At 71.3% G+C, this 24,069-nt stretch carries 19 protein-coding genes; 13 read left to right on the top strand and 6 right to left on the bottom strand.

From position 1 onward, the window contains the following. Positions 1-77 precede the first annotated feature (77 nt). A complete protein-coding gene (locus ABZ624_RS02955) occupies positions 78-1,229 on the top strand; it encodes a glutamate--cysteine ligase (RefSeq protein ID WP_360081868.1) in 1,152 nt (383 codons plus the stop codon). A 90-nt stretch (positions 1,230-1,319) separates the two neighbouring features. Here ABZ624_RS02955 and ABZ624_RS02960 read toward each other — a convergent pair whose 3' ends face one another. Together ABZ624_RS02960 and ABZ624_RS02965 are read right to left on the bottom strand one after the other, a co-directional pair. Further along, complete coding sequence (locus ABZ624_RS02960; RefSeq protein WP_360081870.1) at positions 1,320-4,016, bottom strand: DHA2 family efflux MFS transporter permease subunit; 2,697 nt, start codon at positions 4,014-4,016, stop codon at positions 1,320-1,322. Positions 4,017-4,325: 309 nt separating this feature from the next. Further along, entirely contained in the window at positions 4,326-4,700 is a 375-nt protein-coding gene (locus ABZ624_RS02965) for a VOC family protein (RefSeq protein ID WP_360081872.1), read from the bottom strand. A gap of 595 nt (positions 4,701-5,295) precedes the next feature. On the opposite strand from ABZ624_RS02965, the gene ABZ624_RS02970 reads away from it, so the two are divergent. Next, positions 5,296-6,864, top strand: coding sequence for an alpha/beta hydrolase (locus tag ABZ624_RS02970; RefSeq protein WP_360081874.1), 1,569 nt, complete (start codon positions 5,296-5,298; stop codon positions 6,862-6,864). 42 nt (positions 6,865-6,906) lie between these two features. Here the strand turns inward: ABZ624_RS02970 and ABZ624_RS02975 are convergent, their stop codons facing one another. From ABZ624_RS02975 to ABZ624_RS02985, 3 genes are all read right to left on the bottom strand, one after another. Beyond that, positions 6,907-7,596 (bottom strand): GAF and ANTAR domain-containing protein, encoded by a 690-nt coding sequence (locus tag ABZ624_RS02975; protein ID WP_360081876.1) that lies wholly within the window; start codon positions 7,594-7,596, stop codon positions 6,907-6,909. Between the two features lie 260 nt (positions 7,597-7,856). After that, complete coding sequence (locus tag ABZ624_RS02980; RefSeq protein ID WP_360081878.1) at positions 7,857-8,078, bottom strand: ferredoxin; 222 nt, start codon at positions 8,076-8,078, stop codon at positions 7,857-7,859. 7 nt (positions 8,079-8,085) lie between these two features. Next, the gene (locus ABZ624_RS02985; protein WP_360081880.1) at positions 8,086-9,276 is read right to left on the bottom strand and encodes a cytochrome P450; all 1,191 of its coding nucleotides are present in this window, start codon (positions 9,274-9,276) and stop codon (positions 8,086-8,088) included. Positions 9,277-9,417: 141 nt separating this feature from the next. Here ABZ624_RS02985 and ABZ624_RS02990 point away from each other — a divergent pair, with 141 nt between their 5' ends. The 8 genes from ABZ624_RS02990 to ABZ624_RS03025 all read left to right on the top strand — a co-directional run bounded on the left by ABZ624_RS02990 (position 9,418) and on the right by ABZ624_RS03025 (position 19,525). Continuing rightward, entirely contained in the window at positions 9,418-10,086 is a 669-nt protein-coding gene (locus tag ABZ624_RS02990; RefSeq protein ID WP_360081882.1) for a TetR family transcriptional regulator, read from the top strand. Between the two features lie 456 nt (positions 10,087-10,542). Next, on the top strand, positions 10,543-13,269 hold the full coding sequence (locus ABZ624_RS02995) for a phosphoenolpyruvate synthase (protein ID WP_360081884.1): 2,727 nt from the start codon (positions 10,543-10,545) through the stop codon (positions 13,267-13,269). Then, entirely contained in the window at positions 13,266-14,936 is a 1,671-nt protein-coding gene (locus ABZ624_RS03000; protein ID WP_360081886.1) for a hypothetical protein, read from the top strand. Before ABZ624_RS02995 ends, ABZ624_RS03000 begins: the two co-directional genes overlap by 4 nt. A 37-nt stretch (positions 14,937-14,973) precedes the next feature. After that, positions 14,974-16,068, top strand: coding sequence for an SDR family oxidoreductase (locus tag ABZ624_RS03005; RefSeq protein WP_360081888.1), 1,095 nt, complete (start codon positions 14,974-14,976; stop codon positions 16,066-16,068). Then, on the top strand, positions 16,065-16,997 hold the full coding sequence (locus ABZ624_RS03010; protein ID WP_360081890.1) for a nucleoside-diphosphate kinase: 933 nt from the start codon (positions 16,065-16,067) through the stop codon (positions 16,995-16,997). Before ABZ624_RS03005 ends, ABZ624_RS03010 begins: the two co-directional genes overlap by 4 nt. A gap of 10 nt (positions 16,998-17,007) precedes the next feature. Next, on the top strand, positions 17,008-17,991 hold the full coding sequence (locus tag ABZ624_RS03015; RefSeq protein WP_360081892.1) for a ScbA/BarX family gamma-butyrolactone biosynthesis protein: 984 nt from the start codon (positions 17,008-17,010) through the stop codon (positions 17,989-17,991). Beyond that, positions 17,988-18,884 (top strand): hypothetical protein, encoded by an 897-nt coding sequence (locus ABZ624_RS03020; protein ID WP_360081894.1) that lies wholly within the window; start codon positions 17,988-17,990, stop codon positions 18,882-18,884. The genes ABZ624_RS03015 and ABZ624_RS03020 overlap by 4 nt, the downstream gene beginning before the upstream one ends. After that, positions 18,881-19,525, top strand: coding sequence for a nitroreductase family protein (locus tag ABZ624_RS03025; protein WP_360081896.1), 645 nt, complete (start codon positions 18,881-18,883; stop codon positions 19,523-19,525). The genes ABZ624_RS03020 and ABZ624_RS03025 overlap by 4 nt, the downstream gene beginning before the upstream one ends. A 25-nt stretch (positions 19,526-19,550) precedes the next feature. On the opposite strand, the gene ABZ624_RS03030 is transcribed toward ABZ624_RS03025, so the two are convergent. Continuing rightward, complete coding sequence (locus tag ABZ624_RS03030; RefSeq protein ID WP_360081898.1) at positions 19,551-20,612, bottom strand: LacI family DNA-binding transcriptional regulator; 1,062 nt, start codon at positions 20,610-20,612, stop codon at positions 19,551-19,553. 240 nt (positions 20,613-20,852) lie between these two features. On the opposite strand from ABZ624_RS03030, the gene ABZ624_RS03035 reads away from it, so the two are divergent. The 3 genes from ABZ624_RS03035 to ABZ624_RS03045 are packed head-to-tail and all read left to right on the top strand — an operon-like array spanning position 20,853 to position 24,047. Beyond that, positions 20,853-22,151, top strand: coding sequence for an ABC transporter substrate-binding protein (locus tag ABZ624_RS03035; RefSeq protein WP_360081900.1), 1,299 nt, complete (start codon positions 20,853-20,855; stop codon positions 22,149-22,151). Positions 22,152-22,161: 10 nt separating this feature from the next. Next, positions 22,162-23,217, top strand: a complete 1,056-nt coding sequence (locus ABZ624_RS03040; RefSeq protein ID WP_360081902.1) for a sugar ABC transporter permease — start codon at positions 22,162-22,164, stop codon at positions 23,215-23,217. Then, complete coding sequence (locus ABZ624_RS03045; protein WP_360081904.1) at positions 23,214-24,047, top strand: carbohydrate ABC transporter permease; 834 nt, start codon at positions 23,214-23,216, stop codon at positions 24,045-24,047. The genes ABZ624_RS03040 and ABZ624_RS03045 overlap by 4 nt, the downstream gene beginning before the upstream one ends. The last annotated feature ends 22 nt before the right edge of the window (positions 24,048-24,069 follow it).

Consider the following 24,069-nt stretch of genomic DNA (forward strand, 5'->3'; position numbering starts at 1 on the left):
GCGCACTGCCCGCGACGAGTGATGCCGGTGTCCCGTGTCTCCCGAAGGGGATGGACGTGCCAGAGCCGCTTGATGCCGTGACCCCTGTTACCGCCGGCGGGCCAGTGTTCCCGCCGGAGGCGACCGCACCGCCTACGGTCGGTGTGGAGGAGGAGTTCGTCCTGGCCGACCGGCACAGCAGGTCGGCTGTGTACAGGTCCCTGTCCGTCGTGCGTGCCGCCCGTACGCACCTCGGCGCGCCGCACGCCACCCCAGAACTCTCGCAGTCCCAGGTGGAGACCGTCAGCGCGGTGTGCCGTACGGCCGCCGAACTGGAGGCGGAGATCCTGCGATTACGCGCGGGTGCGGCCGTCGCGGCCGCCGAGTACGACTGCCTGCTGGTGCCCAGCGGCACGGCGGTCCTCGGCCGCACCGGGCCACCACCCCTCCTCGACCAGCCGCGCTATCTCGCCCTCGCCCGCCGCTTCGGGCCCCTGGTCCAGGAGCAGGGCGTCAACGCCTGCCATGTGCACGTCGGCGTGACCGACCGGGAAGAAGCCGTGGAGGCGGTCAACCACCTACGCGGCTGGATGCCCCTGCTGCTGGCCCTCACCGCCAACTCCCCGTACAGCGGCGGATCGGACACCGGATACGCGAGCTGGCGCTCCATGATCTGGAGCCGGTGGCCCGCTGCGGGTCCGCCCCCCTACCTGCGGGGCGCGGCCCACTACGCACGGGTCGTCGACCAACTCGTGGCCACCGGAGCGGCGATGGACCCGGGCATGATCTACTGGCACGTCCGGCCCTCGGCGCATCTTCCCACCATCGAGGTACGCATAGCGGACGTGATGCCCGACGCCGGGATCACCACCGCGTACGCGCTGCTCGTCCGCGGCCTCGTCGGGCACGCCGTCGAGGCGGTACGCGCCGGCGAATACGCGCCGGAGGCCCCCGACCTGCTGGTGCGGGCGGCATGCTGGCAGGCCGCCCGGTACGGTCCGACCGGCACCCTGCCCGCCACCCACACCCGCGACTGCGCCGCCACACCTGTCGGCCGGCTGGTCGAGGAGCTGTGGAAACGGGTCGAGCCCCACCTCAGCCGGTACGGCGACGACCAGTGCGTCGGCGACTGGCTGAGCGATGTCCAGCTCAACGGGACCGGCTCCGCCCGCCAGCGGCGTGTCGCGGAACAGTACCAAGGCCGCCTGGAGGCCGTGGTGGACGACCTCGCTGTCGAGCTTCCCGGATGACGCGCCACGCCCAGGGACCAGCGGGCCGATCCCGCGCCGGTCCCTGGGCCTCACCCCATCCGTATCACCGCTCCCGACCCCTGATGTGTGCTACCGGGGCGAGTCCTCGTGGGACAGTTCGAGATCGTGGTCGGTGACGCCGCTTGCGTCCACGTGCAGTGATGCGGCGACCGGCGCGTAGCCGCCGGCGATGACGGTGTACTCGCCGCCGGCGAGGTCGGTGAACCCGTAGGCGCCGTCGGGGCCGGTGACCGCCGAGCCGACGACGTTACCGGCCGCGTCCAGCAGGGTGACCTTGGCGTCGGCGAGCACCCTGCCGGTAGCGGTGCCGACCACACCACTGAGCCGGGCGCCGGGTTCGAGGCGGACCTCGCAGGCCTCCGTCGCTCCCGGGGTGACCTCGACCGGGAGGGCGGCAGGGCGGTGTCCCGGCGCGTTCACCGCGAGCGTATAGCTGCCGGGGACCAGATCGGCGAGCACGAAGGCACCGTCGGCGGCCGAGGTGCCGGAGGAGACGACCTCGCCGCGTACGTCGGTGGCGACGAGCAGGGCACCCGGCAGCGGGTGTCCGTCGAGAGCGTCCCGGACGGATCCGGTGAGGGCGGCGCTGCCGCTCAGCGCGAGGTCGCACTCGACATCCCCGTCGCCGACGAGGACCGTGACGGCCTGCGGCTGCCGCGCGCCGGCGGCGCCGATCAGCACATAGGTGCCGGGGCGCGGGACGCCCACCGCATAGCTGCCGTCCTCCCCGCTGACGGCGCGGTCGCGCTGCCGCCCCTCGACGTCGATCAAGGTGATCACGGCCTGGGGCACCGGCACGCCGGAGCCGTCCAGCACCCGGCCGCGGATGCCGTACGACGGGGCGCCGTGAGCGGGTTCGACCCGCTCGGCGGAGGCTTCGCCCACGGGCCCGGTTCGGGCGGCGGAACCGGTGACGGCGGCCTCGTCGACGGCCTGGACACCACCGGCGGCCGGCCCGTCGGCGGCTGCTGACCCCGCGGCGGCGGTCGCGGCCGGCTCCACAGCTGGGCCGGGCTGCACAGCTGGGCCGGGCTGCACATCCGGGCCGGCCTCCGCAGCCGGGCCGCCGCGCTCCTCGGCGGCCTGCGCCTCCAGACCGGAGACCTTGCGCAGCGGCACCTCCTTGGTCCACAGCGCGACCAGGAAGCCCAGCACCGTCACGGCCGCCGCGATCAGGAACACCAGGTGCATCGAGTCGGTGAAGCCGACCTTGAACGGCTGGGCCAGACGCGGGTCGAGCCGCTGGATGAACGAGGAGTCGTTCAGCACACCCGAGCCGCTCCCGCCGCCCGCCCGGGGGTGCTCGAACATCTCCAGCACCGGTGCGTTCGCGGGGTTGGAACGTACCGCCGGGTCATGGAGTGCGGCCTGGAAGGCGGGCGTTTCGGACGAGGACCGGAAGGCGGAGCCGATCTTGTCGCCGAGGGTGCTGAACAGCACCGAGAGGAAGACCGCGGTACCGGCGGTGCCGCCCATCTGCCGGAAGAAGGTGGCCGACGCGGTCGCCACGCCCATGTCCTTGGGCTCCACGGCGTTCTGCACGGCCAGCGTCAGGATCTGCATGCATCCGCTGAGGCCGATGCCGAACAGCGCCATGTAGGCCATGGTCTCGGGCAGCGCGGTGTTCCACTGCACCCGGTAGTGGAACAGCAGCATGGCGGCGATGATCAGCGCGGTGCCGACGATCGGGAAGACCTTGTACTTGCCGGTCTTCTGGATGATGCGTCCGACCACGATGGTCCCGGCGATCATCCCGACCATCAACGGCAGCATCAACAGGCCGGACTTGGTGGGGCTGACGCCCTTCACGATCTGCAGGTACAGCGGAACCATCATCATCCCGCCGAACATGCCCATACCGGTGAGCACGGACAGCAGGCTCATCTTGCTGAACACCGAGCTGCGGAACAGCCGCATCGGGATCAGGGCTTCCTCGCCCATGGCCCGCTCGACGAAGACCCACACCACCAGGCCGACCACGCCGACCGCGTAGCAGACACAGGCCTTCGTGGACGTCCAGCCCCAGTCCTGGCCCTGCTCGGCCACGAGCAGCAGCGGCACCACCCCGACGGCGATGGTGAACGCGCCCCACCAGTCGATGCGGTGCTCGCGCCGGGTGTGCGGGAGGTTCAGCACCTTGGCGACGACGAACAGGGCGATGATGCCGACCGGCACGTTGACCAGAAACACCCAGCGCCAGCCGGCGATGGCCAGGATGCTGCTGCGGCCCGCCAGGAAACCGCCGATCAGCGGGCCGAGCACGCTTGAGGAGCCGAACATCGCGAGCATGTAGCCCTGGTACCGGGCCCGCTCGCGGGGTGGCACGATGTCACCGATGATCGCCAGCGCCAGTGACATCAGACCGCCCGCACCGATGCCCTGGAAGGCCCGGAACGCGGCCAGCTCGGTCATCGAGGTGGCGAACGAGCAGGCCGCCGAGCCGACGATGAAGATGCTGATGGCTGCCAGGAAGAAGGGCTTGCGTCCGTAGAGGTCGGACAGCTTCCCGTACAGCGGCGTGCTGATGGTGGACGTGATCAGATACGCGGTGGTGACCCATGCCTGTGAGCTGAGTCCGTGCAGATCGTCGGCGATCGTGCGGATCGAGGTGCTGACGATGGTCTGGTCGAGCGCCGCGAGGAACATCCCCAGCATCAGGCCGCTGAGGATCGTCATGATCTGGCGGTGCGTCAGTCGGCCGGCCGGCGGGGCCGGCGGGGCTATCGCGGTGGCTTCCCCGCGGGGCGGGGACGCGGGCGTGGTCATGCGTGCGGATCTCCTTGCCTCGCCCCGCCACCCGTGCACTGCCCGGCTGGGAGGCTACCCGTGTCGCTCATCACTCACTATCCGTTGCTTGCGGCTACCAAGTGAGTCTAGATCCCGGCGGGAGCAGGCTGCATCACGCTTCGCGCACCACCATGGAGCCGACGTCCGGGAAGCGTCACGGTCAAGCGGGAGACGATGAGTCGCCACCCGCTTGACCGGTTGCCGTGGACATCACCGCCAGAGCTCAGCCACGCCTCCGGGGCGGATCCGCCCACGCGTCGGACTGACTGCCGTGACCGGTGACACCGGTTACAGGTAAGGGCGGGTGATCAGCTCGATCGCGTGCCCGGCGGGGTCCTTGAAATACACCCCTCGGCCCCCGTGCTCGTTGTTGATCTCGCCCGGGCGCCGCATCTGCGGATCGGCCCAGTGCTCGACGCCGCGCTCGCGCAGCCGCCGGTACGCCCGGTCGAACAGCTCGTCGTCGACCAGAAACGCGTAGTGCTGCATCTGGATCTCCACCGGCGGCTCGGCGAACTGGAGCAGTACGCCGTCGGTGAGCTGGATGTTGGTGAACGGGCCCCAGGACGGTGCTTCCGGAAGTTCCAGGAGGTCCCGGAAGAACCGGGCCGACTCATGGCGGTCCTTGGCGGCGATGATGGTGTGGTTGAACGTGACTGTCATTCGGCTGACCTCGCTGTTGTTCGGCACGGGAAACGGACTCGCGGTGCACGAGCGCGAGGAGGTCCACGTGCCGAACGGAGGGGGTGCGTTCTGCGCACCCGCCATGCGATCAGTCTTCCACCGGAAGACCAATCCGTGTGTGGCGTAGCGCCGGTCCGGTGTTCACGACGTAGGACACTACTTGATCTTGCAGGCTGCGCCAAGGGCGGGGCGGGACGGCGCCGTTGCCGCCCCCCCGGCGGCAAGCCCACCTGTGGCCCACCCGCCCACACCGCGCTGCGGCGTCTCACCCTGGGCGCCTCCCAGTGGTCAAGTAGCCTGCGCGGGCGCTGACTTGGCCGTCCGGACCGTCACCCGCCGTCCCGCCTGGCGTCGCCAGGCAGGCGGGCAGGCGGGAGTTCGGCGACAGGGACGTGGACGCCTGCGCGGACGGTGATCAGCCCGTTCGGGTTCTCCTCCGCACGTCTCTTTCTGTGTACGCCGGGAGTCGTAGGAAGTCTGTCCTGCAGAGGGATCCTTGGGCCCAGTAGACGCGAAAGGGTCGTCCCGTACTGGCAGTTGACCGAAAGGAACGGCCATCGTGCGGACAGGACGCATGGCACCCTTGCTCGCCGTGGGGATCACGGCAACGCTGCTCCCCGCCCTCGCACCGGCGGCACAGGCATCCGCGGCGGAACCGCTGAAGAGATTCGAGAACCAGAAGGCCGCCTGGCACCGGTGCGCCGCGTCGCAGCCCGCGGCGTTCCAGTGCGCCACCATCCAGGTACCGCTGGACTACGGCCGCCCCGACGGGAAGACGATCAAGCTGGCCGTCTCCCGTATGAAGACCGGTGTCCCCGGCAAACGGCACGGCGCGATCCTCTTCAACCCCGGCGGACCGGGTGGCGAGGGCCTGGACATGCCGGTCGTGATGAAGGACGCGATGCCTAAGAACGTCCGCGAGCAGTACGACCTCATCGGGTTCGACCCGCGCGGCGTGGGCCGCAGCACCCCGCTCACCTGCGGTCTCACGCCCACCCAACAGAACTCCGAACACCCTTACAAGGCCGCGACGTTCAGCCGCGACGTCAAGTGGGCCCGGACCGTGGCCGACAAGTGCCGTGCCAGGAACGGCGACCGGCTCGCGTACTTCACCACCCGCAACACCGCCCGTGACATGGACGTCATCCGCGCCGTTCTGGGCGAGAAGAAGATCTCCTACCTGGGCTACTCCTACGGCACCTACCTGGGTGCCGTCTACGCGCAGATGTTCCCCGCGCGGACCGACCGTTTCGTACTCGACAGCGCGATCGACCCCGCCCGGGTGTGGCGCGGCATGATCCAGGTCTGGGCCGAGGGCACCGAGCCGGCGTTCACCCGCTGGACGAAGTGGACCGCCCAGCGGGACCGTACCTACAAACTCGGCAGCACCCCGGCCAAGGTGAAGAAGACGTTCTGGGACCTGATCGCGCGGGCCGACCGCACTCCGATCGAACAAGGCGGCCAGAAACTCACCGGGGACGACATCCGGGCCACCCTGCGCGCCGAGTTCTTCAGCCCCAGGTCCGCGGCCGAGGCGGTCGTCGGCCTCAAGAAGGCCGCCGACGGCCATGCCGCCCTGCGCCCTTCCCCCGTGCCGGACCAGCAGCCGAAGCCGCGCTTCGCGAAGGCCCCCGCCGCACAGCCGCCGGCCGACAACACCTCCGTGGCCTTCTGGGCGGTGGTCTGCGGCGACACCGCGGCCTGGCCACGCGACCCCGAGCAGTACCGGCGTGACGCGATCCGGGACAAGGCCGAGTACCCCCTCTACGGCGACTTCGCCTCCAACATCACCCCCTGCGCGTTCTGGACCGAGCCGGCCGAGCCCGTCACCGCGGTGGACAACAACGTCGGCGTGCTCACCGTCCAGAACCAGTGGGACTCCCAGACCCCCCTGGCCAGCGGCCTCGGTATGCATCGCGCCCTGAAGGGCTCCCGCATGGTGTACGTCAAGGGAGGCGAGGGGCACGGCGTCTACGCGACAGACCCACGCTCCTGCGCCGACCGCACCGTCAACGCCTACCTGAGCAACGGCAGGCTTCCGGCCCGGGATGTCACCTGCAAGCCGTCCGGCCGCGAGAGCGCCGGAGTGACCTCCCGCATCGCCCCGGCGCCGCCGCACACACCGCGGTCCCCCCGCTTCTGACGCGGCTGACAGAGCCGGTGACGTGGCCGGCTCTGCCTGCCGTCACGACAGACTGCCCCGCTCGCACACCCCGCGGGCGACGTCCCGGAGCTTGATGTTGTTCTCCTGCGAGTAACGGCGCAGCACGTCGAACGCCTGCTCTTCGGTGAGGTGGTGGCTTCCCATGAGAATGCCCATCGCCTCACCGATCATGTGGCGGGTGGCGACGGCGTGCTCCATCTGGGCATGTGTGCGGGCGCTGGAGAACGCGACCGCCGCATGCGAGGCCAGCAGCCAGCCGGCCAGTTCACTGGCCTCCGTGAAGGCGCCGGGCCCATGCGAGTAGAGGTTCAGCGCGCCCAGCTCTTCGTCCTCGGTGTACAGCAGGAACCCCATCATGCTGCCCACGCCCAGCTGATGGGCCATCGGGGCGAAGGCGGGCCAGCGCGGCTGCTCACGGGTGAAGTCGGCGATGCGGAAAACCGGCTCCCTTTCCCTGCTGCGCGCCGCGTCGAAGCACGGCCCCTCACCCAACCGCTCCTGCAGCCGGTCACTGTCGACGACGAGCTGCCGGGTGGGCGCGAGCGTCTGCACCTTCGTGCCGTGCAGCACCAGAATGCCCGCCGCGTCGCAGCCCTCGACCAGCTCGGTGGCCGAGTCGGTGATCCGTTCCAGGGTGGCGCCGACCGACTCCTGCGCCAGAAGGTCCCGTGCCATCGCCGCCATCTGCTGTGCGAACCGAGCCCAGTCCATCGTGTCCTCCGCGCCTCCCGGTTCGTCGCGGCCGGGCCGTCGCCCCAGCATTCCACGCAACCCTTGGCGCGCGTGCGTGAGACATCCCGGTCCCCCCGGGCCCGTCCGCGCCCGTATGCCGGCAGAACGGCTCACTGACCGGGACGGTGCCGCTCGTACGGGTGGGGCGGCTGCCGGCCCGTCGGCGGAGGATCACGGACGGCGGGCCGACCGGCTGACCGTCGGCGGGACGGTGCCGAGACGGGTCGCGGCGCGGAGGTTCACTCGCGAGGGCCGATCTCCCTCCCGTCGGCGTCCCGGACGGTGATGGCCAGCATCGGGCAGATGTCGGCGGCCTCCAGAGCGCGGTCGTCGTCCTCCGCGATGCGCTCGCGCACGGGCCGGGCATGGTCGTCGTCGAGGGCGAACAGGTCCGGTGCGGCCCCGGCACACATCCCGGAGCCGATACAGCGGTCGGAGGCGATGTGCAGCTGCCAGCTCATGGCCGCCTCACCAGCCCACCGGCATGACGCGGGGGCCGCGTACCAGCATCTCGGTCTTCCAGGTGATGTCCCCGGCGACGCGCAGCCGGGGGAAGCGTGCCACCAGCGCGCCGATGGCCTCCTGCAGTTCGAGGCGGGCCAGGGGAGCCCCGAGGCAGTGGTGGACGCCGTGGCCGAAGCCCAGATGCGCGTTGCCGCTCCGGGAGATGTCGAGCGTGCCGGCCGCGGTGAAGCGCAGCGCGTCCCGGTTGGCCGCGCCGATGGCGACCAGCACCGGTTCCCCGGCCCGCACCAGGGTGCCACCGACCTCGATGTCCTCCTTGGCGTAGCGCGGCTGACCGGCGGCGCTGCCCAGCGGCACGAAGCGCAGCAGCTCCTCGATCGCGCTCGTGATGAGCGCGGGCTCGGCACGCAGGCGGGACAGCGCCTTCGGATGGTCGAGAAGGGTGAGCACGAAGTTGGGGATCTGGGTGGCGGTGGTCTCGTGACCGGCGACGAGGATGCCGACGCACAGGTCGACGAGCTCCAGCTCGGACAGCCGGTCGTCGTGATCGCGCGCCTCGATCAGCGCCGTCATCAGGTCGTCCCGGGGCCGCTCGCGATGGGCGGCGATCAGCTGGGCCATGTATGCGCGCAACTCTTCACGGTTGCGGTCGAACTCCTCGGCGGTGAGCGAGCTGGTGGACAGCGCCGCGTCACTCCACGTGCGGAACCGCGGGCGGTCCTCCTCCGGTACCCCGAGGAGCCGGCAGATCACCGCGACCGGAATGGGCAGGGCGTAGCGGTCGACCAGGTCGGCCGGCGGCCCTGCCGCTTCCATCTCGTCCAGCAGCGTGGCCGTCAGCTCCCTGATCTGCGGCCGGAGTTTCTCGACCTGGCGCACGGTGAAGGCCTTGGCGACCAGGGAGCGCAGCCGGGTGTGGTCGGGCGGATCCATGCTGAGGATCCCGCTGTCCCGCCTGCCCTCGGAGGCGCGCGGCTCGTCGTGTTCGAGCCCCAGGGCCCGGCTGAAGCGCTGGTCGCCGAGGACCAGCCGGGCGTCCGCGTAGCGGGTGGCGAGCCATGCCGGCTCCCCGTACGGCAGCTGGACCCGTAACAGCCCCGGCGTGTCACGGGCTCGTTCGTACGCGTCGGACAGGCCCAGGCCCTGGCTGGAGTTGAAGGGATAGGCGAGAGCTGTGTGGTCCGTTTTTGTCACTGCTGTCTCCCTTGTGTAAGCACGTGCTTACAACGCTAGAAGGCGCTCACCGAGCGGTCAACCACGCTAACCGGCCGTTACTCTGACGGCTCCTCGGCAGGCGCGGAGCGAGCTCACGGCGGACGGCAGAAGGAGCAGAGGGTGGACATCAGCGAGCACACGCGGCAGCAGGACGGGCCCGGCGACGGCCCCGCGAGCGAGGACTCCCCGAGCCGCCCGCGTGACGCACGCGGGACCCGCCTGCGCATCCTGCACGCGGCCGGCGCGGTCTTCGCCGAGCGCGGATACGAGGCAGCCACCGTCCGTGACATCGCCGGACGCGCGGGGGTGAACCAGGCACTCATATTCCGCTACTTCGGATCCAAACAAGCCCTGCTCACCGAGGTCATGGCCCAGGGAGGCAAGGAGCAGCTGAGCAGCACGCCCGCGGACCGGCTGTTCGAGACCGCGCTGCGCGGTGTCCTGGCCGAAGGCGGCAAACCCGATGCGGACCGGCTGCTGGCCGTCTACCTGCGCTCCATCGGCAGCGCCGACGCCGCCCCGGACACCGTACGCGCCCTGGGGGAGGAGTACGCCGCCGCCCTCGCCGGCCTCTCCTCCGCCGACGACGGCGAGCTGCGCGCGCAGCTCGCCATGGCCTGGCTGCTCGGCATCGGCCTGATGCGGGTCGTGGTCGGCCAGGAGCCGCTGGCGAGCGCGGAACCGGACGAGATCTGCGGCCACGTACTCGCGGCACTCGAAGGACTCCTGCACGACGAGAACGTCCCCGGGGGCCGGGCAGGGGAACAACGGCCGCAGGGGCGCCGCTAGTCCCACCGCGTCCGCTCGGAGTCAGGCGCGGACACGGAACTGGTCTCCTGTTCCTGACGGCCGCGAGGGCCGTCTCCGGCGCGTACCGGTGGTGCGGCACGGTACCACCGCGACGGTCGCCCACGGTCGGCCTGCCCCATCGAGGTATTGCTCGACGGGGTCGCGATGAGCCAGATGCCCGCGCGCGGGATCCAGCCGTTCACGACCCAGCCGTGGACGGTGGACAGGCCGACGGCGAAGCCGGTGGGCGCCCACAGCCCCGACGGTTGCCACGGACGCGCCTGCGAGCTGCCACAGCAGGAACGGTGTGGACGGCGAGACAATTGAAAATGTCACGACGGCCGAAAAACACCCGCGCCGGGCGCACCGGACGTTTTGACACGCCATGCTGTGAAACATTCGGGCGAGATCGCATAACGCGCACCGGTTGCGTAACCCCCTTGAAAGGGAAACGAGTTGCCCCTGCACGTTCTCACAGCGTCCAGTGCCCATTCCGCGATCGCAGAATGGGCCGGTGGAAAGGCCAAGAACCTCCACACCCTGACCAGGTCCGGTTTTCACGTACCGCGCTGGTCCGTCCTCGGTCTGGACGTCTTCGCGGAATTCTGCCGCGGCAGCGGACTGGACGAGCGTCTGGCACGGCTGCTCGCCGAGGGCCGGCAGGCGCAGGCCCGGCAGGTCGCCGAGGAGGCCGCCCGCCTGATCGAAGACGCGCCGCTCGGCGCGCGCGTCACCGAAGCCATCGCCCTGGCCTACCGGCAGGCCGGCGGCGGTGCGGTGGCCGTCCGCTCGTCCGGCGCGGAGGAGGACGGCACACGGCACTCCTTCGCCGGCCAGTTCGACAGCTTCCTCAATGTCCGGGGCCTGGACGACGTCACCGCCCATGTCCGCCGCTGCTGGGCCTCCGGCTTCTCCGAACGCTCCCTGCGCTACCGGGCCCAGCGGCGGCTGCCGCCCGGCGCCGGAGGTGTCGCCGTGATCGTCCAGCACATGGTGCCGGCCGAGCGCAGCGGCGTGCTCTTCACCGCCGACCCGACGACTGGCCGCACCGACCGCCAGGTGGTCAGTGCCGTCCACGGGCTGGGGGAGGGGCTGGTCTCGGGCGCGGTCGACGCCAACACCGTCGTCCTGGACGCCGCCACCGGCCGGCCCCTCACCACGGTGATCGGCGACAAGCAGGAGCGCTACGACGCCGGATCCGGATCCGGCTGCGCGGTGTCACCCGTCGCCGCCGAGGACCGCGCCGCGCCGGCCCTGACCACCGCCGACCTGGCCCTGCTGTACGAGACCGGACGCCGCATCACCGCGCACTACGGCGCCCCGCAGGACATCGAGTGGGCCGTCGCCGAAGGCACCCTGTGGATCCTGCAGAGCCGCCCGGTCACCACCCCGGGTCCCGCACCCGAGCCCGGCGGAGAGCTGCGGATCTGGGACAACTCCAACATCATCGAGAGCTTCAGCGGCGTCGTCTCCCCCCTCACCTTCAGCTTCGCCGCCGACACCTACGCCAAGGTGTACGACGGCTACGCCCGTGCCCTGGGCGTGCGCGGGGAGCAACTGCGCGAGGTGGGGGAGTGGACCCCGCACCTGCTCGGATACTTCCACGGCCGGGTCTACTACAACCTGCTCCACTGGTACCGCATGGTGCGACTGGCTCCGCTGTACCCGCTCAACCGGCGCGTATTGGAGAAGTCCCTCGGGGTCGCCGAGAGCATTCCCGACGAGACCGCCGGCGCATTACATCCGTTCACCCCTCGATCCGGGCCGCGCGCCCGGTTGTCACGCCTCATCCGCACGAGCGTCTTCGCCTGGCGATTCCTCACCATCCGGAAATCCGTGGCTGCCTTCCACCGGGATTTCTACCGGGCGTACGCGATCTTCAACAATGTCGATTACGACACCCTGCCCGGCGACGAGACCTACCGCCGTTTCCGCCGGCTGCAGCGCGACCTCATCGAGAAATGGGGCCCGATGCAGGCCCTGGACGCCACCATCCTGCTCTCCGTGGGACTGCTGGCCCTGCTGACCCGCCGCTGGCTGCCGGACGCCCCCGAGTGGTTCACCTGGGCCGCGGCCGCCCCCGGCGGCACGGTGGAATCGGCCGAACCGGTGCGGGTACTGCGCGAGCTGGCCGCCCGGGCACGCGCCGACCCCGAGATCCTGCACCTGCTGGAGCGCACCCCCGACCCCGAGGCCCACCGGGCGCTGCACGAGGCCGGCCACACCCGGTTCCTGGCCGCCGTCGACGCCTACATCGCCGACTACGGCTATCGCAGCCCCGACGAACTCAAGCTGGAGGTCCCGGACCTGCAAGAGAACCCGGCAGGACTGTTCGCGCTGCTGCGGGACGCGTTGCCGGACACCGCGAACGGGGGCGCCCCGGACCGGGATTGTGAGGCCGGCGCCTACCTCGACGAGCACCTGCGCGGCCCGCGCCGGCTGCTGTACGAGCGGGTGCGGGGCAAGGCCCGGGCGGCGCTCGCCGACCGGGAACGGCTCAGGTTCTGCCGCACCCGGGCCTTCGGCGCGGCCAAGCGCATGCTGCGCGCCCTGGGCCGCGACCTGGCGCGCACCGGTGCCCTCGATGCCTGGGACGACGTGTTCATGCTGCGCCTGGAGGAGATCAAAGGGGCCTACGAGGGCCTGATCGTCCACACCGAACTGCGTGAACTGGTCGCGCTGCGCCGCAGGCGACTCGCCGCCGACACCGCCCTGCACGCGCCGTCCCGCTTCACCACGCACGGCGCCCCGTACTGGTCGGGCAACCTGGAGCGGGCCGGCTGGGCCGGCGGTCCCGCCGCCCGCAGCGGTGCCCGTGAGTTGCGCGGCACCCCCTGCGGCCCCGGTGTCGCCGAAGCGGCCGCCGTGGTCACCGACCACCCGCACGACATCGGGGGCGGCATCCTGGTCACCTACCGCACCGACCCCGGCTGGGTCGCCGCGCTGCCCTCGGCCGCCGCCCTCGTCATCGAACGCGGCAGCCCGCTCACCCATGTCGCCGTCGTCGCACGCGAGTTGGGCATCCCGACCGTGGTCCAGGTCAAGGACGCCACCACCGAGATCCGCACCGGCACCCGGCTGCGCGTCGACGGCGCCGCCGGGACCGTCACCGTACTCTCCGACCCGCCCGACGACGGCGCGACCGCCACCCGGAACGGCCCCCGAACGGAGGCACACCCGTGATCCTCACCGAGGACCGACTGCAGGACCTGCTCGACAAGTCCCTCGCCGAACCTCCGGGCGGCGTCGAGTGGGCCGTGACCCTCGAGGGCTCCATCGCGGAAGGGTTCGGCAACCCCTCCTCGGACATCGACTTCCTGTTCGTCGCCCGCTGCGCGGACCAGCCGCCGACCATGCCGTCGCTGCTCTTCGTGGACGGCCGGCGGGTGGAGATCCGCACCCGGTCGGTACGGCAACTCGCCGACCAGTTCCGCGCGGTGGAGCAGGCATCCGCACGGCCCGGCCGGCTCTCCGAGGACCTCCTCAACCGCTGCCAGCGGCTGCTGCACAGCCACCCGCTGCGCGGGCACGCCCTGGTCGAGGAGGTGAAGGCGCTGCTGCCCGTCGAACGGTTCCGGCGGATCACCGCCGACTGGTGGGCGCACCGGGCCCGCCAGTCCCTCCGGCAGGCCATGGCGCTGCTGTGCCTCGGCGAGAGCGGCGAGGCGGTCGACTGGACCCGCGCCGGACTCCTCCAGACCGTCAAGTCCTGGGCGGCCGGGATGGGCGAGACCTACCTCGAACCCAAGTGGCTCTCCCTGCAACTGGACCGGACCGGCCGCACGGACGTACGCGACCGCTACTGGGAACTGGAGACCGCCGCCCCCGCATCCCGTGACGCGGACGCCGCCCGTGAGCACCTCAGCGCCTGCCTCGCGTTCGCCACGGAGCTCGGGCTCACCGGCGTCCCCCGGCACCCCGAGCGGCTCACCGTCGCACGCGTGGCCGGGGTGACCACCTGGCAGGCCGGTGAACGGGTCCACGTCATCCGCGGCCGGCGCGACGTGTTCGCCCTGGGCGACGAGGCCGGCGCCGTCTGGCGCTCCCTCGTCCTGGGCCGGCCGCTGCCCCGCGTGCTCGCCACGGCCGCCGACACCGGCGTCGCCGACCCCGGCCCGCTGCTGGCCGCCTTCCTGCGCTACGGGCTGGTCCGCCTCGCCTGGAAGGGCGGCGGCACCGTCACCCCCTCGCTGCCGCTCGCCGCCCCGCCCGGTCCCGTCACGCCGCCGCCCTCCACCGCACAGCCGCTGCTGTCGGTGCACGGCGCCGCCGTTCGCGGGCCCCGTGCCGTGGACCTGATGCCGCTGCCCGCCGACCGGTTCGCCGCCGCGGCGATGGCGCTGGTGTGGTCCAACGTGGTCGTCGAGAACGCCGTCGAGGATCTGACCGGTGCCCTGCGACGCGGCCAGTGGCGGGTCGCCGCACTCACCGCCCGCCGCGCCGTACACGCCGCGCTGCGCGCCCTGTTCAGCGCCCACGGCGTCCATCCGCTGCCCGTCGACCCCGACCTCGTACGCCGCCTGGACCTGCTGCCACCGGCCACCCGGCCGATCGGGGCACGAGCCGGCGAACTGCTGCGGCGCGGCGTCGACTCGGCGGACCACGGCGCCACCCTGCTCGCGGAGCTGCGCGCCTTCATCGCCCAGGTCCGCGCCGCCGTGGGCGCCGACTCCTTCCCGCTCTCCTTCGACTCCGCGGACACCTGGCGGGCCACCCTGCAACTCGGCTACGACTGGCTGCGCATCGGCGCCCACCTCGACGCGGAACTGCCCATCGAAGAGGCCCGCGACCTGCTGGCCGGCCACGGCACCCAGCCCCACCCGGCCCCGAGCAGACACCAGGACCCGTGAGAGTCCCCGTCCTGCCTTCCGTCCGGAGGAGCCACCGATGTCCGACCCGATGACGGTGCTGGTGACCGGCGCCGGCGGTTTCGTGGGCGCGGAGGTGACCGCCCGGCTCACCGCCGAGGGCCACACCGTGCTGGCGCTGCTGCACCACACCCCCGACATCATCCGCAACAACGGCAGAAAACTCACCCCCGGCCCGGGCACCCTGACCCGGATCGCCGGCGACATCACCCGCCCCGGCCTCGGCATGACCGACGACGACCGGCGGCTCGCCGCCATCGCCGACCGGATCGTGCACTGCGCGGCCGTCACCGACTTCGGGCTGCCGGACGAACGCTACGAACGCATCAACGTCGTCGGCACCCGGCACGTGCTGGACCTCGCCCGCGCCGTCCGCACCCCGCTGGTGCACCTCAGCACCGCCTATGTGTGCGGGGAGCGCGACGGCATGGCCCGCGAGGACGAACTCGACGTCGGCCAGCACCCCGGCAACGGCTACGAGAAGAGCAAACTCACCGCCGAGACCATGGTCCGCACCGCCGCGTCGGACGGCCTGCCGGTGTCCGTGGTGCGCCCGAGCATCGTCACCGGCGCCACCCGCAGCGGCCGCGTCCGCGACTTCAAGACCATCTACCCCGTGCTCCGGATCCTCACCCAGGGCCTGGTAAGGACCGTGCCCGGCCACTACGACGCCGTCCTCGACCTGGTCCCGGTCGATCGCGTCGCCGCCCTGGTCACCGAGGCCGCCACCCGCACGAAGGACGCCGAAGGCCGCACGCTGCACGCCGTCGGCCACGAACTGACCCTGCGGGACTTCTCCGACGTCCTCGCCGAATACCCCTGCTTCCAGGTGCCGCGCTTCGTCCCGCCGTCCGCGTTCTCCGCCGCGTCCCTGTCGGACCGCGAACGCGCCTACTACGACCGTGTCATCTCCCTGTACGACACCTACTTCCGGCGGCGCGTCCACTTCGACGACGCCCAGGCCGCGGCCTTCAGCAGCCGCCCGGCGCTCACGGGCGCACGGCCCTACCTGCGCCGCCTCCTCGACCACTGCCTCGCGACCGGCTATCTCGGCCCGGCCCCGCGCCGGGCGCCGGCCGCCGCGGTCCGACCCGACGGGAGCACCCCCCGATGACCCCCGCCCACCTCACCCGGCCCGCGCACGGCATACCCGTGTCCGCGCTGCTGACCTGCCACCCCGCCAAACAGCGGCTGTACGGCGCGGACACCTACTTCCAGGAGAGTCACGACCAGCTCGCCGCCCTCACCGACGACGTCACCGGGTTCGCCCACCGGCACGCCGCGCTGCTGCTGAAGCCGGACGCCGTGGTGGCCCGCAGGCTGGAGGCGGCCGTGGACTGGACGACCGGGCGGGGTTTCAGGATCGTCGGAGCGGCGGTCACCCGGCTGACCCGGACCATGATCCGTGCTCTGTGGTACTTCCAGTGGAACCTCGCCACCCCCTACCGCAGAAGGCTCGCCGCCCTGTTCCTGGAGGACGCGGACGCCCTCGTGCTGCTCGTCCGCCCCGACCACCAGCTGGACATTCCCGCGTCGGTCGAACTCACCCGGCTCAAGGGGCCCACGGACCCCGACGCCCGCAGGCCGGGCCAGCTGCGGCACCTCCTCGGCCGCCACAGCTACCTGCTGAACCTGGTGCACACCCCCGACGAGCCCGCCGACGTGCTGCGGGAGCTGGCCGTCCACTTCGACGACACCGCACGCGACCGCCTCTTCCGCTCCGCCCTCACCGGCCAGGACCGCACCGACGAGGCCCTGCGGCTGACCGGACGGCTGTACGCGGCCACCAAGCCCCGGGACCTCGACTTCGACCCCGCCGTCGAACGGCTGCGCACCGCCGTGTCCCGGCGCTCGGGCACCGATCCGACGGCGGCCCCGCGCCTGCTGCTGGAGACCGCGTGGCAGCAGGAGATCGACCTCGACCCGTGGGACACCGTCATCGTCGGCTCCAAGGTGCTCCCCATGCGGCAGCCCGGCCGCGTTCCCGTGCTCGACGGGGCCGACGCCGAAACCTGGCGCCGCCACCTGGACGGCCTGAAGTGAGGAGCGGTCCATGCGCTTCACCCGGACACTCGCCAAGGAACTGGTGCACCGGGCTGCGGTCGCCGAGGTCTTCCTGACCGACGCCGAGCGCCCCGGCGAGGACGAGCTGCTGCTGGCCGCGCAACTTCCCCGCAGCCACGCCTACTACCACGACACCCTGGAGCCCCGTACCCACCACGATCCACTGCTGCTGCTCGAAGCGTGCAGGCAGGGCATCTTCGTGGTGGCCCACCGCTATCTCGACGTCCCCCTCGGGCACAAGTTCCTGCTGCGCGCGGTCGAGTTCGAGGTGCCGGACCCGACGGCCCTCGCCCGCGGTGGCCTTCCCACCGAGGCCGTCATATCGGTCCGGGTCGAGCACCGGTTCCGCACCCGGGCCGCGGTGACGGGACTGCGGCTGCGCTTCACCTGCACCACCGGCACACAGGAAGCCCTGCTGGCCCGCATCGACTACTCCTGGATGCCCCCCGAGGACTGGACGCGCCTGCGGGCCCGTCAGCGGGGCGCACTCGGCCTGCCCGACGTGCCCGTCGCCCTGCCCGGCCCACGCGTCGATCCCGCTCTCGTCGGCCGGCGTGACCCGGCCAACGCGGTCATCTCCCCACCGTGCACCGCAGGCGACGGCACCCGCACGGCGCAGCTCGTCGTCGACACCACGCATCCGAGCCTGTACGACCACTGGGTCGACCACGTGCCCGGCATGCTGGAGCTGGAGGCCTTCCGGCAGCTCGCTCTCACCGCGGCCGTCGCCGCCGGCGCCGTCCGCACACCCACGGCGCTGCCGGTCGGCCTGACCGCGCGGTTCCGCTGTTTCGCCGAGATGGACCTGCCGCTCCGGTGCCGGACCGCCCCGGTGCTGCCCGGCGCCGACATCGCGTGCACCCTGCGTCAGCCCGGCGCCGTCGCCGCCGAGGCCCGGATCCGGCTGGCCGACCCGGACCGGTCCGGCAGGGCGGGAGTCCTCGCGGCCCGGGCAGCCCATGGAGCCGTATGACGTCGCTTCCGCCGGCCCCGGCCAGACTGGGCCGTTTCGTGCTGCACAGATTCCGGCCGCATCTCTACGTCACCTACGGGCTGCTGTGGGTTCTCGCCCTGGAGAGTACGGCGGTCGTTGCCACCGGTACGCCCTGGCGGCCCTCCGGCGCCACCTGGGTGCGGGTCACGAGCGTCGTACTGGCGCTGCTGTTCCTGCGGATGCTGGACGAGCAGAAGGACCTCGCCCACGACCGCGTGCACCACCCGGACCGGCCGCTCGTCACCGGCGCGATCAGCGCGGCCGAACTGCGCGGAGCGATGACGGCGATCACTGTTGGGGCGACGGCCCTGAACGCCGCCGTCCTCTCGGCCACGGCCGCCCTGCTGCTCCTCGCGGCCCTCGGGTACGGGCTGCTCCTCGCCGTGCTGGAACGGCTGTCGTCCGCGGTACGCGACCGTCAGTTGCTCGGGCTGGCGGTCGCCTACCCGGTGCAGGTGCTGCTCGGCGTCTATGTGTACGGCTCGCTCGTGGCCGCCGGGACCGTGACCGCCGACTGGCGCGGCGCGGCGCTGCTCGCCCTGAGCGCCTGCGTGTTCCTGCACGTCGAGTTCGCCCGCAAGACGGCGTGGGAGGCGCCGCCCGGCGCCCGTCTGTACGCGGCGGACATCGGACCGCGCCGGAGCGCGGCGGTGACCGCGGGGCTCGCGGTGGGTGCGGCCGGCTGCCAGGTGCTGCTGTGCGCGCCGGACGGCCTCCTGGGGCTGCTGCCCTGCCTGGCGGCGCTCCTGCCCGCCTGGGGCACCCGGAGGTTCCTGTCCGCGCGGCGCGGCGGCTGGCCGATGCCGACCGCGACCGGCTTCGTCGTGCTCACGTACCTCGGGCTGGTCGTGCGGGCGGTGCTGTATTCATGACCGCGGAACTCCCGTTGACCTGTGAGGAGTTGCTGACCACCACGCGGTGTGTGCGGCGCGGCCTCGATCTGGACCGGCCGGTCGATCCGGAACGCGTCAAGGACTGCCTGCGCATCGCCCTGCAGGCGCCCAACGGCAACAACCGGCAGAACTGGCGCTGGATCCTGCTCACCGACCCGCGGGTGCGCGCGGAGGTCGCCGAGGTGTACCGGGCCGCCTTCTACGACCGCAACGCCGCCGCACTGGAGCGGCCGGCGCAGCTGCCCGAGGCCACACGCTCCGTGCTCACCGCCGCACGGTTGCTGGCCGACCGGCTGCACCGGGTTCCCGTCCTGGTCATCCCGTGCCTCGAACTGGCCGACGGACGGCTGCCGACGGGCAACCAGGCCGGTCTGTGGGCGTCGTTGCTGCCCGCCGCCTGGAGCTATGCGCTGGCCGCCCGCAGCCGTGGTCTGGCCACCGCCTGGACGACGGTCCATCTGGACCGCGAGCAGGAGATCGCCGAGCTGCTGGGCCTGCCGCCCACCGTCCGCCAGGGCGCGCTGCTGCCGACGGCGTACCCGCTGCGCGCCACCTTCCGGCCGGGGCCGCGACTGCCGTTGGAGCAGGTCCTGCACCATGACGGCTGGCAGGGCACCTGACCGGGATGCAGCCGCGGACAGGATCTCACGGGGGTGTCTGTGCCGTCTCGTCGTCGTGCTGGGGTGCCGCCCGAGGGGCCGTGGTGGCTCGCGGGATCAGCTGGGTGGGCAGGATGATGTGCCGGGTGTGGTCGGCTGTGGTGTCGTCGATGAGCTGCAGGGCGAGTTCTCCCGCGAGCCGGCCCATGTCGGACGGCGACTGGGCGACGGTGGACAGATCGAACCACTGCGCCACCTGGTGGTCGTCGAAGCCGATGACGGACATCCGGTCGGGTACCTGGATGCCGGCCTGGCGCAGGGTGTGGATGACGGCCACGGCCAGCTCGTCCTGTTCGGCGAAGAGAGCGGTGGGCGGCTCGCGCAGGCTCAGCAGCTGTCCTATGCCGGTGACGAGGTTCCGCGTGTCGTCGGCCGTCATGGTGACCACGAGTTCGTCGTCGACGGGGATGCCCGCCTCGGCCAGCGCCTGCCGGTAGCCGAGCAGGCGTTCGCGCGAGCTGAAGCTGAAGCCGGTGGCCCCCGTGGTCGGCGCGAACGCGATCCGGCGGTGCCCGAGGTTGAGCAGGTGCCGGGTGGCCTTTAGGGCACCGGCGACGTCGTCGACGTACACACTGGGCCGGCCCTCGGCGTGCTGGCTGACGTAGATGACCGGCATCCCGAGGTCGTCCAGGCGTGCGGTCTCCTCGTCGGTGAGGTCGAAGCCGAAGACGAGCAGCGCGTCGGCGTTCCGGCGGGCCGGGAGACGCTCGAAGAACGCGGTGCGCTCGGCCATGTCGGGGATGACGTAGACGTTCAGTTCCCGGCCGGCCGCGCGCAGCAGGGGGCCCAGGCTGGACAGCGCCGATCCCATGAACCACGAGTTGAGCGTCGGTACGAGCACCGCCACCACCCCGGTCTTTCCCGTGACGAGGCTCGCAGCCTGGCGTGAGACCGCGAAGTTCAGCTCTGCGGCGGCCTGTTCGACCCGGGCGCGCACCTGTGGTGAAACGGTCGGAAGGCCGCGCAGGGTGCGCGAGACGGTGGACGGGGAGACGCCGGCCCGTTCGGCGACGTCGGCCATCGTGGGGTGCCGTTGAGCGGGTGACATGAGCGGAAGTTAGCACAGGGACGGGTCTCGATCCCATCCATCGTGACAGCGCTGTCACGACAGCAGCACGCCGTCGTCATGTCGGACTTTGCCAGTAAATAGGCCATCTGCACTTCCAGATATGTTCGAGCTACCGACAAGTTACGGATTGACTGCGCCTGAGTGCACTCCTAGCGTGCAAGCGTTGTCTCGACAGCGTCGATTCATTCCTTCGGTTCCCGCACGACCAGGAGAGAGACAGTGAAGACCAGGACCACCAGAGCCCTCCGGTGCTCGGCGCCGCTCGCCGCCGCCGGGCTCCTCCTCACCGCCTGCGGCTCGAACGGGGCCAGTGACTCGGGCGAGCCAGCCGGGGGCACGTCCTTCGAGGGCCGTGGCCCCATCACCTACGTCGCCGGAAAGGACACCTCCGGCGTCGTGCCGAAGGTCATCGCCCGCTGGAACAGGCTGCACCCGAAGGAGAAGGTCACCTTCGTCCAGCTGCCCACGGACGCGGACTCGCAGCGGCAGCAGATGATCCAGAACGCGGAGACGAAGTCCGACGCCTACACCGTGCTCTCCCTCGACGTCGTGTGGACGTCGGAGTTCGCCGCCCACCAGTGGATCGACCGCCTGCCCGAGCAGAGGTTCCCGCTGCGGAAGATGCTCAAGCCGGTGGTGGAGACGGCGAAGTACCGCGGCGGCCTGTACGCGGTCCCGGCCAGCTCCGACGGCGGACTGCTGTACTACCGCACCGACCTGCTGAAGAAGGCCGGCATCACCAAGCCCCCGGCCACCTGGTCCGAGATGACCGCCGACTGCGCCAAGGTGAAGCGACTGCCCGGGGCCGAGGGCATGTCGTGCTACGCCGGTCAGTTCCAGAAGTACGAGGGTCTGACGGTCAACTTCGCCGAGGCCGTGAACTCCGCGGGTGGCGTCGTCACCGACGCGAGCGGCAGGCCGGACGTCGACACGCCCGGCGCCCGCAAGGGCCTGGACTTCCTCGTCGGCGCCGTCAAGAACGGCACGATCCCGAAGGAGGCCGTCACCTACCAGGAGGAGGACGGCCGCCAGGCGTTCCAGTCCGGCAAGCTGGTCTTCCTGCGCAACTGGCCCTACATGTACGCGCTCGCCGAAAAGAGCAAGCTGGCGGGCAAGTTCGCGGTCGCGCCGCTGCCCGGTCTGAACGGACCCGGCTCCTCAAGCCTGGGCGGTCACAACCTCGCCCTGTCCTCCTTCGCCAGGAACAAGGCCACGGCCCTGGACTTCATGAAGTTCTTCAGCAGCCAGGACAGCACGAACACGTTCCTGAAGGACGCCTCGCTCGCCCCGCCGTACGCGACGTCGTACGACGATGCCCCCCTGGCCAAGCAGTATCCGTACCTGCCCGTCCTCAAGCAGTCCATCCTGCACGCCGTGCCCCGCCCGCGGGTCGTGCAGTACGGCGACGCGACCTCGGCGATACAGCAGGAGGCGTACGCCGCGCTGACCGGCGCCAAGAGCAGCGCCCAGGCGCTCAAGGACCTGCAGAGCGCACTGCAGAAGTCCACGGCGCAGTGAGGAGCGGGCGATGACGGACACGACGATCCCGCCCGGCACCCCGGTGCACGAATGCGGCAGCGCCCTCCGGCAGCCGTCCGCGCCGGTGCCTCCGCGCCGCCGTACGCACCCCCGGGCGACGGCCGGTTCGGGCCGGATGGCGGCCCTGCTGGTCTCGCCGACGCTCCTGGTGCTGGCCGTCGTGGTGCTCTATCCGACACTCATGGCGCTGCACGAGTCGCTCTACGGACCCAAGGGCCTCGATCCCAGGACCGGTTTCATCCGCACGGCCGAGCCGTTCGTCGGGCTGCACAACTACGCCGACATCCTCGGCGCCGACGGCGACCGGTTCTGGAACGCCTTCTGGAACACCACGTTCTTCACGGTCGTCACGGTGGGACTGGAGACGGTGATCGGCGTGGCGATGGCACTGATCATGCACCAGGCCTTCCGGGGCCGCGCCCTGGTACGGGCGGGCATCCTCGTGCCCTGGGCGGTGCCCACGGCCATCTCCGGGCTGCTGTGGCGGTGGATCTTCAACAGCAACGGCGTGGCCAACGCGATCCTCGGACGCCAGATCCTGTGGACCACCGAAGGCTTCCACGCCAAGGTCGCGGTCATCGTCGCCGAGGTGTGGAAGACCGCCCCCTTCATCGGACTGCTGGTCCTGGCCGGCCTGCAGGTGATCCCGAAGGAGGTCCACGAGGCCGCCCGCATCGACGGGGCCGGCGCACTGCGCCGGTTCTGGCACGTCACCCTGCCCCTGGTGAAGCCCGCGCTGCTGGTGGCGGTGCTGTTCCGCTGCCTGGACGCGCTGCGCATGTTCGACCTGCCGTACATCCTCGTCGGGGCGCAGAAGAACTCGGTGGAAACCCTGTCCATGCTGGCGCAGAACGAGGCCTCCAACGTCCGCTTCGGACCGGCCTCCGCCTACGCGGTGATCCTCTTCCTCTACGTCCTGCTCATCGCCCTCGCCTTCGTCCGGCTGCTCGGCGCGGACCTGGTCGGCGACCGCAACGGCAGGAAGGTGAACCGGACAAGGCTCCGGGGCATCCTCGCGCCGCGCCGGACGGAGGTGGCGGCATGACCCGCACGGCGACCTGGCGCACCCGGCTGCTGTACCTGGGAGTCGCCGCGGTGGTGGCCTACTGTCTGGCCCCGTTCTACTGGATGGTGGTCTCCAGCCTGCGGCGCACCTCCGACATCTTCGACACCTCGCTGCTGCCCGCCCCGGTGTCGTTCGAGAACTACCGGGCGGTGTTCGACCCGTCCCAGGGGTTCACCCGCGCGCTGCTCAACAGCCTGGTGGTCGCCGGTGTCACCACGGCACTGGCGCTGCTGCTGGCCACGTTCACCGCCTACGCGATGGCCCGGCTGGAGTTCCGGTTCAAGCGGCTGATCCTGACGGTGATCATCGCCACGTCGATGTTCCCGGTGGTGTCGATCGTGGTTCCGCTGCTGAAGCTGTTCACCGACATCGGCTGGATCAACACCTACCAGGCGATGATCGTGCCGAGCATGTCGTTCGCGCTGCCCCTGGCGGTGTGGAACCTCACCACGTTCTTCCGGCAGATGCCCGACGAGCTGGAGCACGCCGCGATGATCGACGGCTGCACCCGCGGCCAGGCCTTCCGCAAGGTCATCGTCCCGCTCGCCGCGCCGGGCATCTTCACCACCGCGATCATCACGTTCATCGCCGCCTGGAACGAGTTCCTCATCGCCCTGTCGATGACCAACAAGTCCGCCATGCAGACGGCGCCGGTCGCCATCTCCAAGTTCGCCGGCGCGACCCAGTTCGAGACCCCGTTCGGCAGCCAGATGGCGGCGGGCGTCCTGGTCACCGTCCCGCTGGTGGTGATGGTGCTGGTCTTCCAGCGCCGTATCGTCGCCGGACTCACCGCCGGCGCAGCCAAGTAGACACCCCACCGTCCCGCACTCT

The sequence above is a fragment of the Streptomyces sp. NPDC007205 genome, assembly GCF_040634095.1.
Classification (GTDB): Bacteria; Actinomycetota; Actinomycetes; order Streptomycetales; family Streptomycetaceae; genus Streptomyces.